Raw genomic sequence first — 21,827 nt, 5'->3', positions numbered from 1 at the left:
CCGCCGATGCCCGTACCCGAGGAACTGTCCACACTGGACCGCGGTGCGCGGATCATGATCAGGATGCCGCATGGCGGCGCGCTCGCGAGTGTGCTGCGCGCCTGCTTCGACGCCGGGGTGACCGCGGTGCCGCTCGGCCCGAAGACCGGTGACCGAGAACTCGCCGGCCTGGCCGAACGCGTCCGCGCTTCGGCCATCGTGGACGGGCGGGACGCCGAGTTCCGCAGGACCGTCCACACTCCCCGCGAAGACGATCCGACGAACCTCGCGTTCATCATGTTCACGTCCGGCTCCACCGGGCCGCAGAAAGGTGTGATGCTCTCCCCGGCCGCGGTCCTGGGCAACGCCGCCAAAACCGCGGCGCTGCACGGGATCCGCCCGGACCGGCCGCACGGGACCTGCCTGCCCCTCTACCATTGCAACGCGCTGGTCATGTCGCTCATCGGCACCCACCTCACCGGCAGCCCGCTGGTGCTCGCCGATCGCTTCGATCCCGTCCGCTATTTCACCGAGCTGGGTGCCGCGAACGCCCGGACCGCGTCGATCGTGCCGGCCTTGCTGGGAGACCTGCTCGACGCGGCACCGCCCTGGCCGGACGCGCTCGACTACCTGATCACCGCAGCGGCCCCGCTGACGCCCGACCTGGCGCGGCGGTTCCACCGGCTCTACGGCCCGCGCCTGCGGCAAGGCTACGGGCTGACCGAGGCGGTGAACTTCAGCTTCACGATGCCGCACCTGGATGGGGCGGCCTACCGGGAGCAGTACGTGGACCGGTTCGCGCCGGTCGGCTTGCCCTTGCCTGAAACGGAATTCCGGCTCGAACGAGGCGAAGTACAGCTTCGTACCCCCGACCTCATGGACGGCTACTGGGACGACCCGGCGACCACGGCCGCGACCCTGACGCCGGACGGCTGGCTGCGCACCGGCGACCTCGGTGAACTGCGGGACGGGCTGCTGGTGCTCAACGGCCGCTCGAAGGAACGCATCGACCGCGGCGGCGAGAAGTACTATCCGCTCGACGTCGAACGGCGTTGGCGGGAGGCGGGACTCACCGGCCGGTTCGCCGCCGTCGGGGTGCGTGAACCGACCCTCGGTCAGGAGATCGCGCTGATCACGTCCGGAGGCCCGGTCACGCAGGTGCGCTCGCTCTTCGCAGAGGCGGAAGTCCGGCCGGCCGTGGTGCAGTTCGGTGGCTTCCGCGCCACCGCGACCGGGAAGCCGCAACGCCGGGCGATGGGCGAAGGACTCGCTGCCCGCCGTCTGTCCCCGGCGCGCTACGAAAACCTTCTCCGCCACGCCGCCCGCACCGCCCGCGCGCTCCTCGACGAGGGCGGCTCCGGCCCCGCTTTCCTGAAGGATCTCGCGGCCTGCACCACCGAACCGCCGGGCGGCACCGAGGAGATCGCGGACGCTTTCGAGTTCGTCCGTACCCAGGGGACAGCACTCCGGGCCTTGCCCGATTCGGTGCTCGCCCAGTGGCGGACACGGATCCTCGGTTGCTGGCCGCTGACCGAGTACACCGCTCTCGCGGCCGAGATCGCCGGAGGCCGGGATGTCCCGCTCGCCTTCGGCAGCCCGGCCGTGTTCGACGGCGGCCTCCTGACCGTCGTCCCCCACCGGCCCGACGTGACGACCGGGCAGGGCACGCCGTGGGCACTGTCCCTGCTCGGGACGCTGCTGGACGGCGCCGACGGCCGGCCCCAGCCAGACCGCTGGGAGCATCTGGCGAACCAGCCCGCCGATCCCGCGACCACCGTGGGCTTTTCTCTCATCCGCGCGGGAAGGCATGACCTGGGCGGCGTCCTGTGGACCAAGACCGACAGCTGAAAGCACTCGAGGAGCACCCGTGACAGACCGGATGAAGCAGAACCCCGACCACGAAGACGAGGCCCTCGACGTGCGCTCGCACGAGGACGATGGCCAGAACCGGATCACCCCCTTGCTGCGCTTCCCCGAAGACGTGGCACTGCGGATCGTGGACGCCCTCGCCGGCGTCGTCCGCACCGCGCACGACCAGGAAGCCGCGAACCCCACGCCACCCGGCGAGCTGAAACGAGCTCAGGTCTTCGAGGAAGGCGACGTGTATATGGCCGAGCCTCCGTTCGAAGGCTTCTTCGCGGACCGCTATCTGATGGACTTCTACGACGTGCGGGCCCGCGATATCTGTTCCCGCATGCATCTGCACACCGGGCTGCGGTTCGTCCGGATGATGACCGGTCCCGGCACCACGATCCGGGTGTCGAGCCTCTCGCCGCTCGTGGTCACCCCCAGCCCGGCCTGGCCGGACGAGCCACCGCAGGCCTTCACCGACCTCCTCCCGGACACCCCGCCGTCGGTGATCCGGACGCGGTACAACGTCGTCGTCCCGCCGAACGCCTGGGCGGACATGCAAATCCCGCGAGGCGTGTCGCATCAGTTCAACGCGGTCGGCCCGAACGCGGTCATCGACTCCGTGCACCCCGAAGAGTCGATCGAGACCCTGCGCGAGGGCATGTCGGGCTACCGCATGATGGCCCAGACCATCTTCCTCGCCGAAACCAAGAGTCCAGCCTCCACCTGCCTGAAGTCTTCCGGCTAGCGGCGGCATCCGCGACGGGCGAACACAGGACCAGAACGCGTTCGCCTCCTCACGCAGGCACGAGCACGCAAGTATCCGAGGCTCGGTGACCGTACCGGCGCCGGTTCAGCCATCCGTACTCCGACGAAGCTCGGTTCGCCGCTTCGTTTCGTCCTGCCGACCAAGGTCTTCGGTCACGTCCTCAACCTTCCGTGCGAGGCGCGCGTCGTTTTCGAGCAAGGCGAGCACATCGTCGTCTTCCAGTTCCAGGAGTGCTTTCATGACGCACACCAAGGTTACGACCCGGGGCACGGACCCCCACTGGTGAGCTTGTCGATCAGCTGCACCAGCTCGACTGGCTCATCCAGCACTTCCGGCCGTGAGTCTTCAAAATCCACGCAGGACGGTCGTCCTCTCAGCTGCAACCGTGTGGATAGTGGGCAACCCGCCCCTCGGACACTCTTTCGTGGCATCACTGCTACGGTGCTTCAACGCACTCCAACACCCTGAACCGGCGTTCTGCCGGGCCACGCGATGCCTTCGGTGGTGGTGGGCATGACCCGGCGAGGCAGGGCGGGCGTTTCCCGAGGACCGCGTCGAACCGGCCGATGCCGTTGCCCGCGGTTCCCACTCCGCGCGCCGGTACCGCGATGTACGGGACGGCGGCCGCGGGCGGGTTTGCCCGGCGGCCTGCCGGGAACCCGGCCGGGTATGAAGGCAGTGACATGGCATGGCAAACGGGACGTACGGGTGGACACCGTCGCGGATCCGGTGATCGAGGAACCGACCGACGCGATCGTGCGGATCACCTCGACCGGTATCTGCGGTTCGGATTTGCATCTGTATGAAATCCTCGGACCGTTCCTCAGCGAAGGCGACATTCTCGGCCACGAGCCCATGGGCATCGTCGAAGAGGTCGGCAGTGCGGCAGGCCCACTCGCACCCGGAGACCGGGTGGTAGTGCCCTTCACCATCTCCTGCGGCCATTGCTGGATGTGCGCACGCGGACTCCAGTCCCAGTGCGAAACCACCCAGGTCACCGGCCAGGGCAAGGGCGCATCGTTGTTCGGCTACACCAGCCTGTACGGCCAGGTGCCCGGCGGGCAAGCTGACTATCTCCGCGTGCCCCAAGCCCAATACGGGCCGATCAAGGTGCCCGACGGTCCCCCGGACGAGCGGTTCGTCTATCTCTCCGACGTCGTACCAACCGCGTGGCAAGCGGTCGCGTACGCGGACATCCCCGACGGGGGCGCGGTCGTGGTGTTCGGTCTCGGCCCGATCGGCCAGATGTGCGCCCGGGTGGCCCAGCACCAGGGCGCGGGCACGGTGATCGGCGTGGATCTGGTGCCCGAACGCCTGGCCCGGGCCCGCGCCCACGGGGCGACCACCCTGGACCTGCGTGACCACCGGCGGATCGGGGACGCCATCCGCGACCTCACCGGCGGCCGCGGGGCCGACTCGGTGATCGACGCCGTCGGCATGGAGGCGCACGGCGCCCCGGCCGGCAAACTCGCGCAAACCCTCACCGGCCTGCTACCACGGCAGCTGGCCCGGAAATTGACGGAGACCGCCGGGGTCGACCGGATGAGCGTGCTCTATGCCGCGATCGACAGCGTCCGCCGCGGCGGCACCATCTCGTTGTCCGGAGTGTACGGCGGAATGGTCGACCCGATCCCGATGATGGACCTGTTCGACAAGCAGATCCGGCTGCACACCGGCCAGGCGAACGTGCGCCGCTGGATCGACGACATCCTCCCGGTGCTCACCGCCGACGGAGACCCGCTCGGGGTCGAAGGCTTCGCCACGCACAAGCTGCCCCTGGCGGACGCGCCACGTGCTTACGAGATCTTCCAGAAGAAGCTCGAAGGCGCCCAGAAGATCCTCCTGGAGCCCACGTCATGAACACCGCGACGATCACCGAAACCGCCCGGATCACCGGGGAAGTCCTGCTGCCCACGGTGGCCGGTGGAGTGCTCAAACGCCGCCCCGGAGTGCAGCAGATCGCCCAGCGGATGCAATGGGACCGCCGATCGGTGCGGCTGCTGACCGGATTGCAGGACAAGTACGGAGGCCGCCCGCTGCGGTTGCGCGTGCCCGGACGTTCTATCGTGCTGCCGTTGTCCGCCGAGGATGTGGGCGCGGTGCTGGCCGAGACGCCCGTACCGTTCAGTCCGTCCACTGTGGAGAAACGCGCCGCGCTCGGGCATTTCCAGCCGCACGGGGCACTCATCAGCCCACTCGCGCAACGAGACGAACGACGGCGGTTCAACGAGGAAGTACTCGACCCGGGGCACGCCCTGCACGAGCTGGCCGGACCGTTCGACAAGGCGATCGCCGAGGAAGCCGCGGACCTGCGAAAGGCGCTGAGCCTCGATTGGGACCGGTTCGCCACCAGCTGGTGGCGTATCGTGCGGAGGATAGTGCTGGGTGCCGGCGCGCGAGACGACGACACCGTCACCGACCTGCTCGCCCGGCTGCGGCTGGACGCGAACTGGGCATACCTGCACCCGCGCCGCACCGAGGTGCGCCGGCAGTTCCTGCAACGCCTGGAGGGCCACCTCCAGCGCGCCGAGCCGGGGAGCCTCGCCGAAAACATCGCGAAAACACCCAGCCCGATACCGGTCGCCGATCAGGTCGCGCACTGGCTTTTCGCCTTCGACGCAGCGGGAATCGTCGCTTTCCGTACCCTCGCGCTGCTGGCCGCCCGACCCGGAACCGTCCACGCCGGACCTGCTCCGGAACTGCCGTACCTGCGCGCGTGCGCTCTCGAGTCCGTCCGGCTGTGGCCGACGACACCGATGCTGCTGCGGGAAACCACCGAACCCACCGCGTGGGGACGGGCCGGCACCACCATCCTCGTGTTCACGCCCTTCTTCCACCGCGATCATCGCCGGATGTCCTATGCCGACAGCTTCGTCCCGGAGATCTGGCTTGACGGGCGCGCGGCCGCACAGCCCGCGCTCGTGCCGTTCTCCGCGGGCCCCGCGATCTGCCCCGGGCGTGATCTCGTGCTCTTCACCGTGAGCACACTGCTCGCCGAGCTGCTGCGGCACCGCGACCACCACCTCGCCGGGGCCGATCTGTCCCCCGGCCGGCCGCTGCCCGCCACCGTCGACCCGTTCCACCTGCGGTTCACCGCGCGCCTGTCCGAGCCGGAAAGACCGGCACCGTGACCGGCCGGGGCAACGACAACGGCCACCAGCGAAGGAGTCCTGCCGTGCATACCCGCATTCAGCTCGATCCGGGCAGCACCGCGGTGCCGTGCGAACAGTGCGGCCGCCCGACCCTGCACGTCGCCCGGCTCGTCCGCGAGGACGGCACCCCGGTAAGTCACACCATGGTGTGCACTACCTGCCATCCGCGACGGCACCGGATGCCCCCTCGGGTGCCCTGACCACCATGATCGCCGGATCACGAGCACCCGGAGAGCGCCCCGGCCTCCGACGGGCCGTTGCTCGCCGGGAAAACACCCGGCTGTCGCGTGGCAGGCGAAATATTCCCCCGGTGCCGGCTCGGGACCATCGTGGGCCGGTCTTCGCGCCCCATGATTGGCGCCCCGGCACACCGGGTAATTCCCAGTACATGGATCAATGCGTGCACCACAGCGCAAACGGAGCGCGCCCGGCGTCCTCGCCTCCGCCTGAGATCGAGCTGCGCATGCCGGCTGACCGCCGGTTGCTGTTCCTCGCCCGCCTTGTGGCCGAAAGTATCGCGGCTACCACGGAGTTCGGTCTCGACGACATCGACGATCTGCGGCTGGCCGTGGACGAGGGCGTCTCGGCGCTGGTCGTCCGCGCGGACGACGACGCGATCCTGGACTGCACGTTCCGCTGCCGCGATCGGCTCACGGTCAGCCTGTGGACCTCGTCCTCGGCCATGCCGCCACCGGGGCCGGACGAGGTCGGCTGGCACGTCCTGCGCGCCCTGACCGACTCCCTCGCAGCCTGGACCGAACCCGCCCAGGACGCCCGGGCCTGGCGGATCTGCCTCGAATTCACCAAGGAGCCCAGGACGGGAGGACCATGAAACCCGCCGGCCGGCCGCACACCGACCGCTACGAGCACTGCGCCGGGTGGTTCGACGAGCTGAACGCCCTGCCCGGCACCGACGAGGTGCAGCGGGAACGCCTGCGCCGCAAGCTCATCGAAGAACATCTCCCGCTCGCCGAACACATCGCGCAGCGCTTCAGCGGCCGCGGCGAGCCCCGCGACGACCTCGTCCAAGTCGCCCGGCTCGGCCTCGTGAAAGCCGTCGACCGATTCGACCCGGACCGGGCGAACGACTTCCTGGCCTTCGCCGTGCCCACCGTGATGGGCGAGGTCCGCCGCTACTTCCGCGACGCGGGCTGGTCGATTCGCGTCCCGCGGCGGCTGAAGGAGCTGCACCTGTCCGTCGCGCACGCGACCGCCACGCTGTCCCAGCAATACGGACACGCACCGTCGAGGTCCGATGTGGCCGAACACCTGGACCTCGCCCCCGAAGAAGTGACGGAGGCGCTGGTGGCCGGCAACGCCTACCGGACCAGCTCGCTGGACTGCGCACTGCCCGACGAACCGGAAACCCCGGCCCCGGCGGACTTCCTCGGCGAGGACGACATCGAATTCGAACGCGCCGAGATCCACGAGGTACTGCAACCCATGCTGCGCCGCCTGCCCGACCGTGAGCGCGCCATCATCGCGATGCGTTTCTTCGGCAACATGACCCAGTCGAAGATCGCCGAGCGGATCGGGCTGTCCCAGATGCACGTCTCCCGGCTGCTCGCACAGTCCCTGGAGCAGCTCCGCAAAATGCTGGACGCCACACCTGCGGGGAGGTGACACCCATGCGCCACGTGGACGAACTGCTCGCCGAACACGGCACGACCTACGCCCGCGAAGCGGGGATCGCCCTGGCCGACAAGCCACAGCCGCTGTACCGGCTGCTGGTCCTCACCACCCTGCTGTCCACCCGGATCAGTGCGGACCTCGCGGTCGCCGCTGCTCGCGAACTCTCGCGGGCCGGTTGGCGATCCCCCGCCGCGATGCGGGATTCGACCTGGCAGCAGCGTGTAGACGCGCTCGGGCGAGCACACTACGTGCGATACGACGAGAGTACTTCGCAGCATCTCGGCGAAGGCGCCGATTTCATCCGGCACCGCTACTGCGACGATCTACGCCGGATGGACGACGCGGCCGGCCGCGATCCGCGGAAGCTGGAGAAGCTCGTCGCGGAGTTCCCGCGGATCGGCCCCACCGGGGCGCAGATCTTCTGCCGTGAGGCACAGGCGGTCTGGCCGTGGCTGCGTCCCTACTTCGACCGTCGCGCCCTCGACGGTGCGGAGCGGGCCGGGCTGCCGGCCGATCCGCGCCGGTTGGCGAAGCTGGTTCCGGGCGAGGACGTCGCCCGCCTCGCGGCCGCGCTGGTGCGGCGGAGCCTGCAGCACTAGCCACCGGAAGGACGAAGTGATGCGCCCGGTGTGGCAGGGTGTGCTCTCGTTCGGTTTGGTGAACGTTCCGATGCGCCTGTACAAGTCGCTCGCGGAGCACGCTGTGCAGTTCTCGCGCGGTTCCAGCGCGGCATCCGCGACCACATCCGGCACCGGCGCGGGTCACGAGCGCACCGGCGAAGAAAGTGCGGTACAGCGACATCGTGCACTGCCGCGAGATCGGGCGAGTACGTGCTGGTCGAGCAAGAAGAGCTGGACGAGATCGCGCCCGGCCGTCCGAAGTCTCTGGAGGTGGAGAGCTGCGCCGAAGTCGACCCCGTCCACTTCGATCGCGCGTACTGGCTCGCGCCCGGCTGAAGGCGTTCTGACCGGCGATCAAGCGGCCACGAGCGTTTTCGCCGCCGTCGCAATCGCCCCCGCGTCGATCCCGGCCATGCGCAGCAGTTCCTCCGGAGTCCCGGACATCGGCATCTCACGGACGGCCAGCTTGTGCACCGGGACCGGCAGTGTGGCAAGGGCTTCGAGCACAGCGTCACCGAGACCGCCTTCGGGCCAATGGTCCTCGACGGTCAGGACGACGCGCGTCTCCGCCGCTGCTTGTCGCACAGCCACCTCGTCGATCGGCTTGATCGAGTAGCAATCCAGCACGCGGGCGAAAACACCTTCGCGGGCAAGCAGACCGGCCGCCCGGTCGGCTTCGTCCACAGTGGTCCCACAGGCGATGAGCGTCACTTCGTCCTGATCGGATGACCGTACGGTCCGGCTGCCGCCGATGCGCACGCTCTCGTCCGCCGCGGTCCGAACCGGGGTCTTTCCGCGCAAGGTCCGGAGGTAGGAGATGCCCGGCAGGTCCGCCATCTGCGCGACGAGCTGTGCCGTCTGGTTCGCGTCCGAGGGATGCAGCACCGTGCTGCCGTGCACGGCGCGCAGCGCGGCGAGGTCTTCCAGCGCCATCTGGGACGGCCCGTCCGCCCCGATCGCGACCCCGGCGTGCGAACCGGACAGCCGCAGATCGGCACGGGAGATCGCCGCCATCCGGATGAAGTCGTAAGCGCGCGACAGGAAGGCCGCGAACGTCGAAGCGAAGGCCGTCCATCCCCGCGCCTGCAATCCGACGGCCGCCGCGATCATCTGCTGCTCGGCGATGTACATCTCGAAGTACCGCTCGGGATGCGCTTTCGCGAACAGGTCACTGTGCGTCGAGTTCGATACCTCACCGTCGAGTGCCACGACGTCGCCGCGGCTGCCCAACGCGGCGAGCGCCGCTCCGTACGCCTCCCGCGTCGCGACCTCGTCCCCCACGTCCCATGAGGGCAGCTCGACCCGTCCGACCGGGCAATCCTGAACCGGAACGGACGTATCCGGCTTCGCCACCGACACGGTCAGGTTCCGGCGGCCACCCAGTTCCGCGATTGCCTCATCCGGGTCGTCCAACGGCTTGCCATGCTTGCCCGGCAGGTCTTCGACCGCGGCGACGCCCTTGCCCTTCTTCGTCTTCGCGAACAGCACCGCCGGCTTCCCCCGAGTGCGCTCTGCGTCGGCGTACGCCGCTTCGATCGCTTCGACGTCGTGACCGTCCACAGTGATGGCATGCCAGCCGAACGCCCGCGCACGAGCGGCGTAGGTGTCCACATCCCAGGCGACCATCGTTTCGGTGGTCTGCCCCAGCCTGTTGACGTCGACGATCGCGACCAGGTTGTCCAGTTCGTAGTGCGCGGCGTGCTCGAATGCCTCCCAGATCGAGCCTTCCGCCATTTCCGAGTCACCGCAGAGAACCCAGACGCGATACGGCAGCCGGTCGAGCATCTTGCCCGCGAGTGCCAGCCCGACGCCGGCCGGCAGGCCTTGCCCGAGCGAACCGGTCGCGACGTCCGTGGGCGGGATCCTCGGGGTGGGATGGCCTTCGAGCCGGCTCCCGAACGCGCGATAGGTGCGGAACTCGTCCTCGGCGATCGCGCCCGCGGCCCGCAGCATCGCGTAGTAGAGCGGAGAAGCGTGCCCTTTCGAGAAGACGAGATGGTCGTTGTGCGGCTCGCCGGGGTGGCGGTAGTCGAGGCGCAGATGGCCGTCGAGCAGGACCGCCATGAGGTCGGCCGCCGACATCGACGAGGTCGGGTGACCCGAACCGGCATGGCTGCTCACCCGGACCGAATCGACCCGCAGCTGCTGGCCCAGTTCCCGGCGGAAGTCCGCTCCGCTGCTGGTGGTTTCCATGTCCCCCGGCTACCCGGCGGCTCGCCGGTCGACACCTCCGATCCGGGCTTGCGGGGGGGCAGGGCTCGGACCAGGGTCCCGGCAAAGTCGGTCGAGGCCCCGTGATCAGCAGAGTGAGCCGTGGCTGCCGCGTCATCATCGACGGCGCCTGCCCTCTTCGTCGATCACGCCCGGCAACGCACGATGCGGAGCTATTCGAGGCGCGACCACCTCGCGCTGTGCGCCAGACCTGTCCCGGGTCTGTGAAGGGGCCCTTCACAGACTCAGAGTCCGTGAAGGGCCCCTTCACGGACCTCCGCCGCCTGCGCAGGGCCGCTCACACCGACTTTGCCGACACCCTGAGGGCTCGGACCGGTGCGCATGATTGGCCACGGTGTGACCGGGTATCCGCGAACATGGACCATTCGCGACGACTCCCCCACGGCGCGGACCCGGCCGAACAGGCGCGCGCCGCACTGCACCGGCTCCGCGCGGATCTCGGCGCCGGCACCTGCGACGCGCCCGACGATTTGTACCGGGTCCTCGGCCGGCTGAGCCTGCTCGCCGACGAACTGTCCCAGCTGCTTCCGGCGATCCGAGACCGGCTCGAACAAGGCCTGCTCGACGGCCGGATCCGCGGCACCGGCCCCGGCGCCACCCCGCAGGACCCCTGGGACTCGGTCGCCGCGGCCGGGCACAGCCTGATGATCGCGCATTTCACCGGATTCCTCGCTGGGCAGGAACTGGCGACGGCCCAGAACGCCGTCCGTGACCTCGCCGCGGCCGGTGTTTCGCCGCGCGCCCACCGGGCAATCCGGACGACAGCCCGAACGGAAGAAGGAGCGACCATGCCGCAGCAGGCCTGGAACAAGAAGCGGGAACGGCAGTACGAGCACATCAAGAACGCGCAGGAGGACCGCGGCGCGAGCGACGAGCGGGCAGCGGAGATCGCCGCCCGGACGGTGAACAAGAACCGCGCGCGCAGCGGCGAATCCGCCCGCGCCAGCAAAACCTCGCTGCGGGACAAGTCCCCGCAGCAGCGCGGCGGGCACCGTTCGGGCAAGCGCCTCGGACCGGGCGGCCCGACCCGCGACCAGCTCTACAACGAAGCCCGGCAACGCAATATCCGCGGCCGTTCGACGATGACGAAACAGGAGCTGGCCAGGGCACTCGGCCGCGAGTGACCCGCGTCGGTCTCGACACCGGCCGAGTCCCTCGCGGTCCGGAGAACCAGCGTCGATGCGTGCGCCCTCCCCCTTCGGGAGGGCCAGCGCGCAGTACAAGGCGGGGCCGCACATGGCTGTGTGGCCCTCGACGTGGATGAAACCGATCCGCAAGCGTATACAGGCCGTCCTGCCCCGGGCAGGGTTGTCGGCAAAGTCGTTGTGAGGGGCCCTGCGCCGACCGCGGAGGTCCGTGAAGGTCTGTGAAGGGGCCCTTCACAGCGGCTCACTTGAGGCGTTCGAGCAGTACGTCGCAGAACGCGGGCAGGTCGTCCGGATTGCGCGAGGTGATGACGTCGCCGTCCGCGACGACCTGCCGGTCCACCCAGTTCGCGCCGGCGTTGCGCAGATCGGTGCGCAACGAGGGCCAAGAGGTCAGTTCCCGGTCTGTGCCAGGCCGACCTCGGCGAGCAGCCACGGGCCGGGGCAGACCGCCGCGACCGGCTTGCCCGCCTCGGCCGTTTCCCGGACCAGCGCGACCATCGGCGCACTCGTGCGGATCTTGTCCGGCGAGTATCCCCCGGGCACGACCACCGCGTCGAAGTCCTCGGGGCGCACGTCGTCCACCGCCTCGTCGGTGGTGATCCCGGTGCCGTGCAGCGCGGTGAGTCTCTTCCCCCGGGCCAATCCGACCACGACCGGTTCGTGGCCCGCCGCCCGCAGCCGTTCGCACGGCACCCGGAATTCGTCGTCCTCGACCATTTCGTCCACGATCACTGCCACGCGGGCCATGCCGGGCTCCTTTCCGAACGGTAACGCTGGTCTCCGTCCGGTTACCCGCCTCGGCCCGGATCATGCCCCGCGCAGGAGCCTCATCACGGCCTCACGCCACGTCCGGCACGGTCATGTGCCGGACGTCCTCGCCGCGGCCGAACGTCTCGCACGCCACGAAGCCGGCCTAGGCAGTGTGATGAACTCCAGCGGTCTGCCACCCCGGTGCGCACCCCCGTGTCCTTCCGTTTCTTCGGCCTGGGCCGGGCCGACCCGGCCGCTGTGACCCGGGTGCCATACCTGGCGCGCTGCCCGGCCGGTGCCGGCCCGATGGCGCCTGCGGCTTCGATGATGGCTGAGGTATCCATGGGCTGCTCCTTCCCTGCGTGGTACCGGGTACCCGTTCCGCGACCGGGCAACCTGAGTTTTCCGGGCTCGCGGGCGTCGTCACCCCGTGCTCGACCTCCTGCCCAAGGCTGTGAAGGGCCCCTTCACAGCCTTTCCTCGCGTCGCTGCACCCGCTCAGCCCTGGAAGGTGGCCGGGTCCGGGCCTGTCCGGCGGCCCTCGTCCAGTCCGTCGATCGCGGCCAGCTCGGCCTCGTCCAGTTCGATGTCCGCCACGTCCAGGTTCTCCCGGATCCGGTCGGGGTGCGCCGATTTCGGGAACACCACCCGGCCCCTGAGCACATGCCAGGCCAGGACGATCTGCGCCGCGGTCCGGCCGTGTTTGGCCGCGAGGTCGGTGAGCACCTCGGCACCCAGCACGTCGCCCTGCGCCAGCGGGCTCCAGGCTTCGGTGACGATGCCGTGCGCGCGGTGGTACCGCTCGGCCTCCGGTTGCCGGAAAAGCGGATGCAGCTCGATCTGGTTGACCGCGGGCACCGCGCCGCCTTCCTCGGCGAGCCGGTCCAGGTCCACCGGCCGGAAGTTGGAGACGCCGATCGCACGGGTTTTGCCCGCCCGCTGCAACTCCTCGAACGCCTCCCACGTACGCGCGAATTTGTCCTTCGCAGGCAGCGGCCAGTGGATCAGGTACAGGTCCACGTAGTCGGTCCCGAGCCGTTGCAGGCTGCCTTCGAGCGCGGTGATCGCGTTGTCGTGGCCGTGTGCGTCGTTCGCCAGTTTCGTGGTGACGAAGACGTCCTCACGCGGCACCCCGGAGTCCCGGATGCCCTGGCCCACGCCTTCCTCGTTGCGGTACATCTGCGCGGTGTCGACGTGCCGGCAGCCCGCCGCCAGCGCCGTGCGCACGATGTCCGCGGTGTCGCCGGGCGGAATCTGGAACACGCCGAGCCCGACCTGCGGAAGCGCTACCCCGCCGGTCAGCGGGATGCGCGGGATGTCGATAACCATGTACGTCGCGTACCCGCCGAGGCGGCCCCGGAAACGCGTCAGCCGACCGGCGGTGGCACCTCGCCCCGCCAGCTTCCCGTCGCCTGCCCGCGCTCCTCGATGAACCGCTTGAACCGCTGCAGATCCCCCTGCACCCGGCGATCGAGGATGCCCAGCTTGTCCGCGACGTTCTCGGCGAACCCGTCCGGATCGATCTCCATCTGGGCGGTCACCCGGGTCCGGGTGTCGGCGAGGCGATGGAAGGTGATCACCCCGGCGTGGTCCGGCCCGGAATCGGAATGCCAGGCGACCCGTTCGTCCGGGTGCTGCTCGGTGATGGTCGCGTCGAATTCGCGCCCGACGCCGCCGAAGCGAGTGACCCAGTGCGTGTGTGTCGCGTCCAGCTGCCGGACTTCCTCGACGCCCTCCATGAACTCGGGAAAGGACTCGAACTGCGTCCACTGGTCGTAGGCCGTGGTCACCGGGACCTCGACATCCACTGTTTCGGTGATGGTGCTGCTCATGGGCTCCTCCTCGAACGGTTGCCTGGCCCGGCTACCCGGGCCAGGAGCCGGCGAAACCCGGCGGCCGCGCGCGTCCAGGCGTCCGCGATCCGTGCGGCGGCCATCCCGCCCGGGGCGTCCACACCGGATCTGTGCACGGGACCGGCGTCGTGGCTCTCTCGCCGGCGGCGTGTGTGCTGGCGATCGGCCTGTCCCGGCGGGCGCATGCCTCGGCGCGGCTCAACGCCGTGGTCGCCCGGTCCGCGCGAGGCGAGGCGGCCTCACGGCGGCGGTCGAGACCGGGCCGTACGATTTCGTCGCCGCGAGCCCGCCCTACGTGCCGTGCCCGGTGCGGTGTGTCTGCGACGCCGGCCCGGACGGCCGCCTGCTGCTCGATCCATTGTGCGAGCACGCGTCCGAACTGCTCACGCCGGGCGGGAAGCTGCTGCCGGCGCAGTCAGCGATGTCCGATGTGGACCGTTCGCGGGAGCTGGTGGCGCTGCGTGCCCGGCGGTGACGACCACCCCGGCACGAACTCCGGAAGCCCGGTCTCCGCACCCCGCAAGACCGGGCAGACCGCGTCCGGGCCACCCTCGATGTCGCCGCCCGTTGTTTCAGCCACGAGATCTCCTTCGGCCGCCACGTCCGTCCACAGCGGACAGTGCGCCGGCATTCAAGCGCAGGCGTATCCGGCGGGCCACCACCGCCGGTTTCGGCGACCGCGGCCGCGGCCACTGTGCGATCACCACCGGAGCCTCCACGGCATCCGGCTCCAGCGCCAGGCACCACCCGGTGTCGCTCGTCCACTGCGCCATCAGCAGCCGCCCGGGATGCTCCCGGGAGGTCTCGGCCAACGCGATGTAGGCAGTGGCGGGGTGCGCCTGCTCGCTCCAGCACGCCGTGGCCTCGACGCCCAGCAGCCCGGCCACCGCTTGCACGTATTCCCGCAGCGCAACGGTTCCCTTGTGCCCGGGCTCCAGCTTCACCGGCGCACCTCCATCCTCAGTCACCGACGCGATACCCCCTTTTTCCGCGTCGCACACGTGGAGGGTTGGACGAGGGCGCAAGGGGTATGCGGGACGGATGAACTTCGCGGACACCATCGACACCGTCTTGGACCGGAGCATCGTCCTCGGCTACGGCAACGTCGGGTTGCGAGTCCGGCGGAAGCTGCCCGGCTGACCCGCCGATCCACCGCCCATGCCGGGAAAGGTCGTGCTGATCACCGGCGCCGCCTCCGGGATCGGGCTGGCCGCCGCGGCCGGGTTCGCCCGGCTGGGGGCCTCGCTGCGGGTGCTCGGGCGGTCCGATCGCAAAGGCGTTTACCGGCATTACGACGGCGGCCTGCACGCGGTGTCTCTCCGCTGTACCCACCTCGGCTGCTTCGTCCGGTTCAACCCGGACGAACGCAGCTGGGACTGCCCCTGCCACGGTTCCCGGTTCGATGTGGACGGCGCGGTACTCGAAGGGCCGGCGACCCGCCCCCTTCGCCGTCGCGAACCGTGACGCTCCCACGCTGGGTGGTGGTCTGTGAAGGGACCCTTCACAGACTCTGAGTCCGTGAAGGGTCCCTTCACAGACCTCGGTCACGACGCAGCGCAGTCCTGGGCCGAACTGCCCCACCGGGACGCCGAACGCGCCGGAATCACGCAGGGCGACCTGGTCGAGATCCGTACCCGGCCGCGAAACGGGACAATTCCCCCCAAACAGGACCGCCGGCCGTCGAACCGGGCGCTCCGGACGAGGCCCGCCCACCTCGCCGGGCAGACCCGGACCCGTCGAGCACGCCGATGACGACGGCGGTTGCTCTCCGCCCGCCGGGCCATCCCCGGTACCGCGGCTCCTCCCCTGCCCGGGCGCTTGCGCCCGCGATCCGCCGTCGCTTCGAACACGACCGGAGCCAAGTCGTCGCCGACCCCGCCTGGTCCGGCTAGGGTTGAGGTCATGCCGCCGCACGCGCCGGAACCGGAATCGCGCATTCTGCTGGGCGAGATCGTGGGAACCGCGGCCGGCCATGGCGGCCTCGCGGACGAGCTCCGGAAAATCCTCGCCCGGGCCTGCGCGGCCGTCGGGGTCGACGCGGCGACCGTGCTGCGGCACGACGCACGCTGGCAGCAGCTCGTCGCGATCGGCGCCGCCGGGCTGGAGGACGAGGTTTACCAGGGAGTCCGGGTTCCGGTCGGACAGGGGTTCGCCGGCACCGTCGCGGTGCGCCGCGAACCGGTCGTCATCGATCGCTCCGACGGCCCCACCGCGCTCAACGCGCTGTTGTGGGAGCGCGGCCTGCACACCATGCTCGGTGTGCCCATGCTCGCCGGAGGCGAATTGATCGGCGTACTGCACGTCGGATCGGTCGCGCACCGCCAGTTCACCGCCACCGAGGTCGAAACGGTCCGGCTGCTCGCCGATCACCTCGCGTCCGCGATCCAGTCGGAGATCCTGTTCCAGAACCAGGTGGCGACCATCGCGCTGCAACGCAGCCTGCTGCCCGGCAACCTCCCCGACCTCGACGGCCTGAGCGTCGCCACCCGCTACGTGCCGGGCACCGACGCCGCACTCGGCGGCGACTGGTACGACATCTTCGGACTACCCAGCGGACGGATCGGCATCGTCATCGGCGACGTCGCCGGAAACGGCCTCGAAGCGGCGGTCATCATGGGCCGGTTGCGCAGTGCCCTGCGCGCCTACGCGCTCGACTGCGACGACCCCGCCGAAGTCCTCGGCAAACTCGACCACAAAGCCAACCACTTCGAACACGGCGCGATGGCGACCGTCGCGTACGGCGTACTGGACCCGGCGCGGGAACATCTCGTCCTTTCCCTCGCCGGGCACCTGCCGCCGATCCTGGCCTCCCCCGGTGCCCCGGCCGCACTCGTGACCGCACCCGCGGACCATCCGATCGGGCTGACCATCGACCCCGCACCGCGGCGCACCACCACCGTGCGCCTTCCACCGGGGACAGCCGTGGTCTTCTACACCGACGGCCTGGTCGAACGCCGGGACCAGCTGGTCGACATCGGGATGAGGCGGCTCACCGAACTCGTCCGGGCCGAGGATCCGGACCGTGCCTGCGCCCGGATCATGGCCGAGATGGTCGGCTCCCTCCCGCCCCAGGACGACGTAGCGCTCGTGGTGCTCCAGCGGCACGGAGGCGCCGCGGAGGTGTGACCGGGCGCGGTCACTCCGCGGCGAGCGCCGCCTCCATCGTCGGGTACAGGGGCAGGCTGTGTTCCAACCCGGTCAGCTGAACGGGCCGCAAGACCGCCCGCCCGGACGCGACGATCCGCAACGCGGTGCCCTCCGGCATGTCCCGGGCCAGGATCACCAGCTGCGTCAGCCCCGCCGACGCCAGAAAACCCACTCCGCTCAGGTCCACCACCAGGATCGGCGGCTTCCCGGCGAGGGCTTCGCCGAACGCCGCTTTCAACGCCGGCGTGGTGGCCAGGTCGATCTCGCCCCGTACGGTCACGACGGCGATCGAGGGACGGTCGTCCCGCTCGATCGACAGTGTGCCGGGTGGCCCGGTGGTCTCGCTCATCACTCGCTTCCCCTGGTCGGTGAGCCCGGCACCGGCGGCCGGACGGGTGCCGGCTGGCCTCCCTGCCGGAATTATGCTGCCCGCGCCGCGATACCGCCGGGTAAGCCACCGCGCGGTTATCGTGGTGAAGACCGTACGCTGAGGGCAGTGGAGGAAATGATCACCATACTTCCGATTCCGGCCGGCGCGTGTGCCCGGCGCCGTCCCTGATGTCCTCGATACCGACGTTTCTGCACTCAGCGTTCTTCTACGGCGACGCCGAAGAGTTCCTCGCCGGGACGCTTCCTTTCGTGCAAGGCGGAGTCGCCGCGGGGGATCCGGTCGCGGTCGCGGTACCGCCACGCGGTCTCGCGCTGCTCAGGGCGGAACTGGGCGCCGACGCGGCCCGGGTCCGGATGGTGGACATGACCGAGGAGGGCCGCAATCCCGGCCGCATCATCCCCGGTGTGCTGCGTGCTTTCTCCGACGGCTATCCCGGCCGGCACGTGCGGATCGTCGGCGAGCTTCGGTGGCCCAGCGGGTCCAGCGCCGAATATCCCGCCTGCGTGCAGCACGAAGCCCTGCTCAACCGGTCCTTCGCCGCACGGAGAGCGACCGTCCTCTGTCCCTACGACACCGAATCCGCCGGCGAGGCCGCACTCGCGGACGCCGCCCGGACCCACCCGTGGCTCGTGGACAGGACCGGGCAATGGCAGTCCAGCGCCGGATACGCGCCCGAAGAGGTCCTGCGCGACAGCAACCAGGAACTCACGGCGCCACCCGGTTCGGCCACGCGGACCATCGCCGAGGGCGAGCTTCCGCTGCTGCGCCACGTGGCGACCGAAGCGGCGGTGCGGGCGGGCTTCGCCGCCGATCGGCTGGCGGATTTCGTCCTCGTGGCCTCGGAACTCGTGTCGAACAGCATCGAACACGGCAGCGGCACCGCGGTGGTCCGGCTGGCCACCGAGGGCCGCCAGCTGATCTGCCAGGTGCACGACAAGGGCCGGATCGCGGATCCGCTCGCCGGACGGCGACCGGCGGTGCCCGGACAGGTGCGCGGCCGCGGGCTGTTGCTCGTCAACCACCTCGCCGATCTCGTCCGGCTCCATACCGGCCCGGCCGGTTCCACGGTCGAGGCACGCTTCGACCTGCACTGACGGGCCACTGTCCACAACGGACCAACGGATCACGCACGCGGGTACCCGCTCGGTCACGGTGCGAAACACCGCTGTGACGACGATTGACCGCGCAGCGGACCGGGTAATGACAAGCAGATGAATCAGTGTGTGGGTCCGGCTACGAAGGTGGTGCCTGCGTTTGTGCCCATGGTCGAGTTGCGCCTGCCGGCCGACCGGGACCTGTTGTTCCTTGCCCGGATGGTGGCCGAGGGACTCGCCGGTACCGGCGAGTTCAGCCTCGACGAGATCGCCGATCTGCGACTCGCGGTCGAGGAGGCAGTGTCGGTGATCGCCCTCCGGGCCGACGACGGTGCCGAGGTCGAATGCGTATTCCGCCACGACAGCCGGATCACGGTGACGATGGCCACCTCGTCGTCGGCGATGCTGCCGCCCGGACCCGACGAGGTCGGCTGGCACATCCTGCGCGCGCTGACCGATTCGGTCGCCACCTGGACCGAGCCGGGTCCGGACCCGCACGGATGGCGGCTCTGCCTCGAGTTCACCAAGGAGCCCAGGACAGGAGGACCATGAGAACCGCCGCTCACCAGCACACCGACGGGTACGCGCACTGCGCGCCGTGGTTCGGCGAACTGAGTGCCCTTCCTCCGGACGACGCGAACCGGGAACGGTTGCGCACCAAGCTCATCGACGAACATCTGCCGCTCGCCGAGCACATCGCGCAGCGGTTCTGCGGCCGTGGCGAGCCACGCGAGGACCTCGTCCAGGTCGCCCGGCTCGGCCTGATCAAGGCGGTGGACCGCTTCGACCCGGACCGCACGGACGACTTCCTGTCCTTCGCCGTGCCGACCGTGATGGGGGAAGTCCGGCGGTACTTCCGCGACACCGGCTGGTCCCTGCGCGTTCCGCGACGGCTCAAGGAACTGCACCTCGCGGTCGCGCAGGCGACCACCACGATGGCCCAGCAACTGGGGCGCGCGCCTACCGCGCGCGAACTCGCCGAGCAGCTGGAGATCGACCAGGAAGAGGTGGCCGAGGCACTGGTCGCCGGGAACGCCTACCAGACGAGTTCGCTCGACTGGACCGTCCACAACGAAGCGGAATCGGTGGCGCTGACCGACCTTCTCGGCGAGGAGGACGCCGATCTGGAACGAGCCGAGATCCACGAGGCCCTCCGGCCGATGCTGCGCCGGCTCACCCCGCGCGAGCGGTCCCTCATCGCGATGCGGTTCTTCGAGAACCTGACCCAGTCGAAAATCGCGGAACGGGTCGGCGTCTCCCAGATGCACGTCTCGCGCCTGCTTTCCCAGACCCTCGCCAAACTGCGCGACATGCTGGACGAGACGCCCGGCCCGGAGACCGCCGAACCGGAAAACGGGTCCTGAGCGATCGAGGACCCGTGATCCGCCAGGGTGGCGGCGAAACAGCCGTGCAGGGCCACGACATGTCGTGGCCCTGCACGCCATCGTCACGAGGCGGTGTAAGGCGAACGGTTCTCCAGCGAAGGGCTCACATCCGGGTGCAGCCCTTCCTGCCCCGGCACCGGCGTCACGGTCGGGCCGGGCATTTCGACAGCCCGCCCCGGCCGGATGCGCCGCCGCGCTGGACGAACGCCTCCGCCTCCCGCTCGCCACGGATCCGGGCCAGCGCGGCGAGGGTAATGGCGTGTGCCACCGCGAGAACCAGCAGCAGCACGCCGATTCGCCCGACTACGCCGGGCAAATCGCTGCCGCCGATGCCGATGGTCGAGATCAGGGCCAGCACGCCCAGGGTCGACAAGTGGAACAGCGTCGTCACCAGCCGCGCCATCGACGGCGCCGCGGCGGGGCTCCCGTCGACGTTCCCGAGGTAGCGCTTGCCACTGCGATAGATGATCTGACCGTCCAGCAGGATCAAGGCGACCCCGATGGCGAGAAACGAGAGATAAGCGTTGGTGGACCTGAGACCTCCTCGGAGAGTGCGGTCTCGAAACGGCTACCCGGAGGCTCCCGGGTCAGTCGCCCGGCTCCGGACCGTGCGCGGGGCCACAGAACCGGCGCGGGTCTCCGGTGCCCCGGCTCAGACCGGATCCGGTTCCTCCGGCGCCCCGACGTCCAGCTCGGCGTGCTGCCGCGCCAGCGTTCCGGCGAGCTGCACCAACTTCACGTTCAACTGTTGCGACGCCCGGCGCAGCAGCTCGAACGCCGCGTCCGCGTCCAGTCCGCGGCGGGCCATGAGGATGCCCTTCGCCTGGCCGATCACGTCCCGGCTGTCCAGCGCGGTCCGCAGCTGTGCCTGATGCAGTTCATCGCGCGTCACCGCGTCCGTTTCGGCCACGGCGAGCGCGGCGTGGCTGGCCAGCAGCAGCACTATGTCGCGGTCGGCGCCGGCCAGACCGCCGGGGGCGCGGGCGTAGAGGTTCAGAGCGCCGGAGAATCGGGGGACGGTGTCGTCGGTCAAGGCGATCGCCAGCACGCTGCGCCAGCCCAGTCCGGCCACGACAGCCGCCCAGTCCGGCCACGTCCCGGTGGCGCGCAGATCGGCGCGTTCGATGAACTCGGGGCGATCCGGCAACGCGGCGTCGTGACAGGGGCCTTCGCCCAGTTCGTACTGGAGCCGATCCAGCTCCGCAGCCGTCGGATCGGTGTACGCCGCGGTGTGGAACCGGCCGTCCGGGGCGAGCAGCGTGATCGAGACCAGGTCGGCGGCAGGTACCAGCGACGCCGCCGCATCCACGATGTGCTGCAGGACCGCGCCGACGCTCGGCGCGGCGAGCAGCCGTTCGGTGAGCGACCGGAACGCCACTCCGGACGGCTCGAGCGGGTCATCCTCGTCGGCCAGCGCCGCGGCGACCGAATCGGCGACGCGCACGCCTTCCGCTTCGAGCACCCGCCGTGCCACGCCGTCCGGCCGGCAGGCGAACACGGCCCGGCCCGCACCGGCCGACTCCCGCAGCATCGTGAGGTCTTCGCACGCGAACGCGGTAAGCCCGCTCAGCTCGAAGATCACCACTTTCGGCGCGGACGCCGACAATGCGGCCAGTTCGGCACACGACCCGGGGCAGTCGCCGCTCAGCCGCACGACCACCGAATACTCGATAGTGGTTCCGGTCTCGGGTTCCACTACTCCCTCTCCGCCGACGCCGCCCGCTGCCAACGTACCCCCCTCTGGACAGGATGGCGGTCTGTGAAGGGGCCCTTCACGGACTCTGAGTCCGTGAAGGGCCCCTTCACAGCCATAACTTGCGGACG

General features: G+C 70.0%; 23 protein-coding genes and 2 pseudogenes. 16 read left to right on the top strand and 9 right to left on the bottom strand.

The features are described 5' to 3' along the window. Positions 1-6 precede the first annotated feature (6 nt). The gene (locus ATK36_RS04315) at positions 7-1,827 is read left to right on the top strand and encodes a class I adenylate-forming enzyme family protein (RefSeq protein WP_098509915.1); all 1,821 of its coding nucleotides are present in this window, start codon (positions 7-9) and stop codon (positions 1,825-1,827) included. A 19-nt stretch (positions 1,828-1,846) separates the two neighbouring features. Next, positions 1,847-2,578, top strand: coding sequence for a hypothetical protein (locus ATK36_RS04310; RefSeq protein ID WP_211291780.1), 732 nt, complete (start codon positions 1,847-1,849; stop codon positions 2,576-2,578). Positions 2,579-2,683: 105 nt separating this feature from the next. On the opposite strand, the gene ATK36_RS32000 is transcribed toward ATK36_RS04310, so the two are convergent. Next, positions 2,684-2,839, bottom strand: coding sequence for a hypothetical protein (locus ATK36_RS32000; RefSeq protein WP_170069592.1), 156 nt, complete (start codon positions 2,837-2,839; stop codon positions 2,684-2,686). 429 nt (positions 2,840-3,268) lie between these two features. Here ATK36_RS32000 and ATK36_RS04305 point away from each other — a divergent pair, with 429 nt between their 5' ends. The 7 genes from ATK36_RS04305 (at position 3,269) to ATK36_RS34165 (ending at position 8,339) form a co-directional block, all read left to right on the top strand. Further along, on the top strand, positions 3,269-4,459 hold the full coding sequence (locus ATK36_RS04305; protein WP_098509913.1) for a zinc-dependent alcohol dehydrogenase: 1,191 nt from the start codon (positions 3,269-3,271) through the stop codon (positions 4,457-4,459). Beyond that, entirely contained in the window at positions 4,456-5,730 is a 1,275-nt protein-coding gene (locus ATK36_RS04300) for a cytochrome P450 (RefSeq protein WP_098509912.1), read from the top strand. Before ATK36_RS04305 ends, ATK36_RS04300 begins: the two co-directional genes overlap by 4 nt. Positions 5,731-5,774: 44 nt before the next feature. Continuing rightward, positions 5,775-5,951 carry a hypothetical protein gene (locus tag ATK36_RS31995; RefSeq protein ID WP_098509911.1) on the top strand — a complete coding sequence of 59 codons (177 nt, stop codon included), beginning with the start codon at positions 5,775-5,777 and terminating at the stop codon, positions 5,949-5,951. A 263-nt stretch (positions 5,952-6,214) separates the two neighbouring features. Next, a complete protein-coding gene (locus ATK36_RS04290) occupies positions 6,215-6,583 on the top strand; it encodes an ATP-binding protein (protein ID WP_098509910.1) in 369 nt (122 codons plus the stop codon). Beyond that, a complete protein-coding gene (locus ATK36_RS04285) occupies positions 6,580-7,374 on the top strand; it encodes an RNA polymerase sigma factor SigF (protein WP_098509909.1) in 795 nt (264 codons plus the stop codon). Before ATK36_RS04290 ends, ATK36_RS04285 begins: the two co-directional genes overlap by 4 nt. A 5-nt stretch (positions 7,375-7,379) precedes the next feature. Next, positions 7,380-7,982 (top strand): endonuclease, encoded by a 603-nt coding sequence (locus ATK36_RS04280; RefSeq protein WP_098509908.1) that lies wholly within the window; start codon positions 7,380-7,382, stop codon positions 7,980-7,982. Between the two features lie 231 nt (positions 7,983-8,213). Beyond that, on the top strand, positions 8,214-8,339 hold the full coding sequence (locus tag ATK36_RS34165) for a hypothetical protein (protein WP_281259007.1): 126 nt from the start codon (positions 8,214-8,216) through the stop codon (positions 8,337-8,339). A gap of 18 nt (positions 8,340-8,357) precedes the next feature. Here the strand turns inward: ATK36_RS34165 and ATK36_RS04270 are convergent, their stop codons facing one another. Continuing rightward, positions 8,358-10,196 carry a transketolase gene (locus ATK36_RS04270; protein ID WP_098509907.1) on the bottom strand — a complete coding sequence of 613 codons (1,839 nt, stop codon included), beginning with the start codon at positions 10,194-10,196 and terminating at the stop codon, positions 8,358-8,360. A gap of 827 nt (positions 10,197-11,023) precedes the next feature. Between ATK36_RS04270 and ATK36_RS04265 the strand changes: the two genes are divergently transcribed. Further along, the gene (locus ATK36_RS04265) at positions 11,024-11,359 is read left to right on the top strand and encodes a plasmid stabilization protein (RefSeq protein ID WP_098510333.1); all 336 of its coding nucleotides are present in this window, start codon (positions 11,024-11,026) and stop codon (positions 11,357-11,359) included. Positions 11,360-11,624: 265 nt separating this feature from the next. Here ATK36_RS04265 and ATK36_RS04260 read toward each other — a convergent pair. The 3 genes and pseudogenes from ATK36_RS04260 to ATK36_RS04250 all read right to left on the bottom strand — a co-directional run bounded on the left by ATK36_RS04260 (position 11,625) and on the right by ATK36_RS04250 (position 13,965). Further along, a pseudogene (locus tag ATK36_RS04260) lies at positions 11,625-12,100 on the bottom strand (type 1 glutamine amidotransferase domain-containing protein). 531 nt (positions 12,101-12,631) lie between these two features. Further along, positions 12,632-13,462, bottom strand: a complete 831-nt coding sequence (locus tag ATK36_RS04255) for an aldo/keto reductase (RefSeq protein WP_098509906.1) — start codon at positions 13,460-13,462, stop codon at positions 12,632-12,634. Between the two features lie 38 nt (positions 13,463-13,500). Further along, positions 13,501-13,965 (bottom strand): SRPBCC family protein, encoded by a 465-nt coding sequence (locus ATK36_RS04250; RefSeq protein WP_098509905.1) that lies wholly within the window; start codon positions 13,963-13,965, stop codon positions 13,501-13,503. 328 nt (positions 13,966-14,293) lie between these two features. Here ATK36_RS04250 and ATK36_RS31990 point away from each other — a divergent pair, with 328 nt between their 5' ends. After that, positions 14,294-14,461, top strand: a complete 168-nt coding sequence (locus ATK36_RS31990) for a class I SAM-dependent methyltransferase (protein WP_170069591.1) — start codon at positions 14,294-14,296, stop codon at positions 14,459-14,461. A 97-nt stretch (positions 14,462-14,558) separates the two neighbouring features. Here the strand turns inward: ATK36_RS31990 and ATK36_RS04240 are convergent, their stop codons facing one another. Next, positions 14,559-14,930 (bottom strand): DUF6292 family protein, encoded by a 372-nt coding sequence (locus ATK36_RS04240; RefSeq protein ID WP_098509903.1) that lies wholly within the window; start codon positions 14,928-14,930, stop codon positions 14,559-14,561. Between the two features lie 214 nt (positions 14,931-15,144). Between ATK36_RS04240 and ATK36_RS34160 the strand changes: the two genes are divergently transcribed. After that, positions 15,145-15,450, top strand: coding sequence for an SDR family NAD(P)-dependent oxidoreductase (locus ATK36_RS34160; RefSeq protein WP_098509902.1), 306 nt, complete (start codon positions 15,145-15,147; stop codon positions 15,448-15,450). Positions 15,451-15,888: 438 nt separating this feature from the next. Then, a complete protein-coding gene (locus ATK36_RS04230; protein ID WP_098509901.1) occupies positions 15,889-17,112 on the top strand; it encodes a PP2C family protein-serine/threonine phosphatase in 1,224 nt (407 codons plus the stop codon). A gap of 10 nt (positions 17,113-17,122) precedes the next feature. On the opposite strand, the gene ATK36_RS04225 is transcribed toward ATK36_RS04230, so the two are convergent. After that, positions 17,123-17,482 carry an STAS domain-containing protein gene (locus ATK36_RS04225; RefSeq protein ID WP_098509900.1) on the bottom strand — a complete coding sequence of 120 codons (360 nt, stop codon included), beginning with the start codon at positions 17,480-17,482 and terminating at the stop codon, positions 17,123-17,125. Between the two features lie 209 nt (positions 17,483-17,691). On the opposite strand from ATK36_RS04225, the gene ATK36_RS04220 reads away from it, so the two are divergent. The 3 genes from ATK36_RS04220 to ATK36_RS04210 all read left to right on the top strand — a co-directional run bounded on the left by ATK36_RS04220 (position 17,692) and on the right by ATK36_RS04210 (position 19,982). Then, complete coding sequence (locus ATK36_RS04220; RefSeq protein WP_098510332.1) at positions 17,692-18,618, top strand: sensor histidine kinase; 927 nt, start codon at positions 17,692-17,694, stop codon at positions 18,616-18,618. A 168-nt stretch (positions 18,619-18,786) separates the two neighbouring features. Continuing rightward, a complete protein-coding gene (locus ATK36_RS04215; RefSeq protein WP_098509899.1) occupies positions 18,787-19,170 on the top strand; it encodes an ATP-binding protein in 384 nt (127 codons plus the stop codon). Next, the gene (locus ATK36_RS04210; protein WP_098509898.1) at positions 19,167-19,982 is read left to right on the top strand and encodes a SigB/SigF/SigG family RNA polymerase sigma factor; all 816 of its coding nucleotides are present in this window, start codon (positions 19,167-19,169) and stop codon (positions 19,980-19,982) included. Before ATK36_RS04215 ends, ATK36_RS04210 begins: the two co-directional genes overlap by 4 nt. Before the next feature lie 83 nt (positions 19,983-20,065). On the opposite strand, the pseudogene ATK36_RS04205 reads toward ATK36_RS04210, so the two are convergent. Both ATK36_RS04205 and ATK36_RS04200 read right to left on the bottom strand, forming a co-directional pair. After that, positions 20,066-20,505: pseudogene (locus tag ATK36_RS04205) on the bottom strand (hypothetical protein). A gap of 150 nt (positions 20,506-20,655) precedes the next feature. After that, positions 20,656-21,699, bottom strand: a complete 1,044-nt coding sequence (locus ATK36_RS04200) for a GAF and ANTAR domain-containing protein (protein ID WP_098509897.1) — start codon at positions 21,697-21,699, stop codon at positions 20,656-20,658. Between the last annotated feature and the right edge of the window lie 128 nt (positions 21,700-21,827).

Origin of the sequence: Amycolatopsis sulphurea, from assembly GCF_002564045.1 — a bacterium.
GTDB classification, from domain to species: domain Bacteria; phylum Actinomycetota; class Actinomycetes; order Mycobacteriales; family Pseudonocardiaceae; genus Amycolatopsis; species Amycolatopsis sulphurea.
The sequence above is the reverse complement of the archived record's forward strand: the minus strand, read 5'-3'. Positions and strand labels throughout refer to the sequence as shown.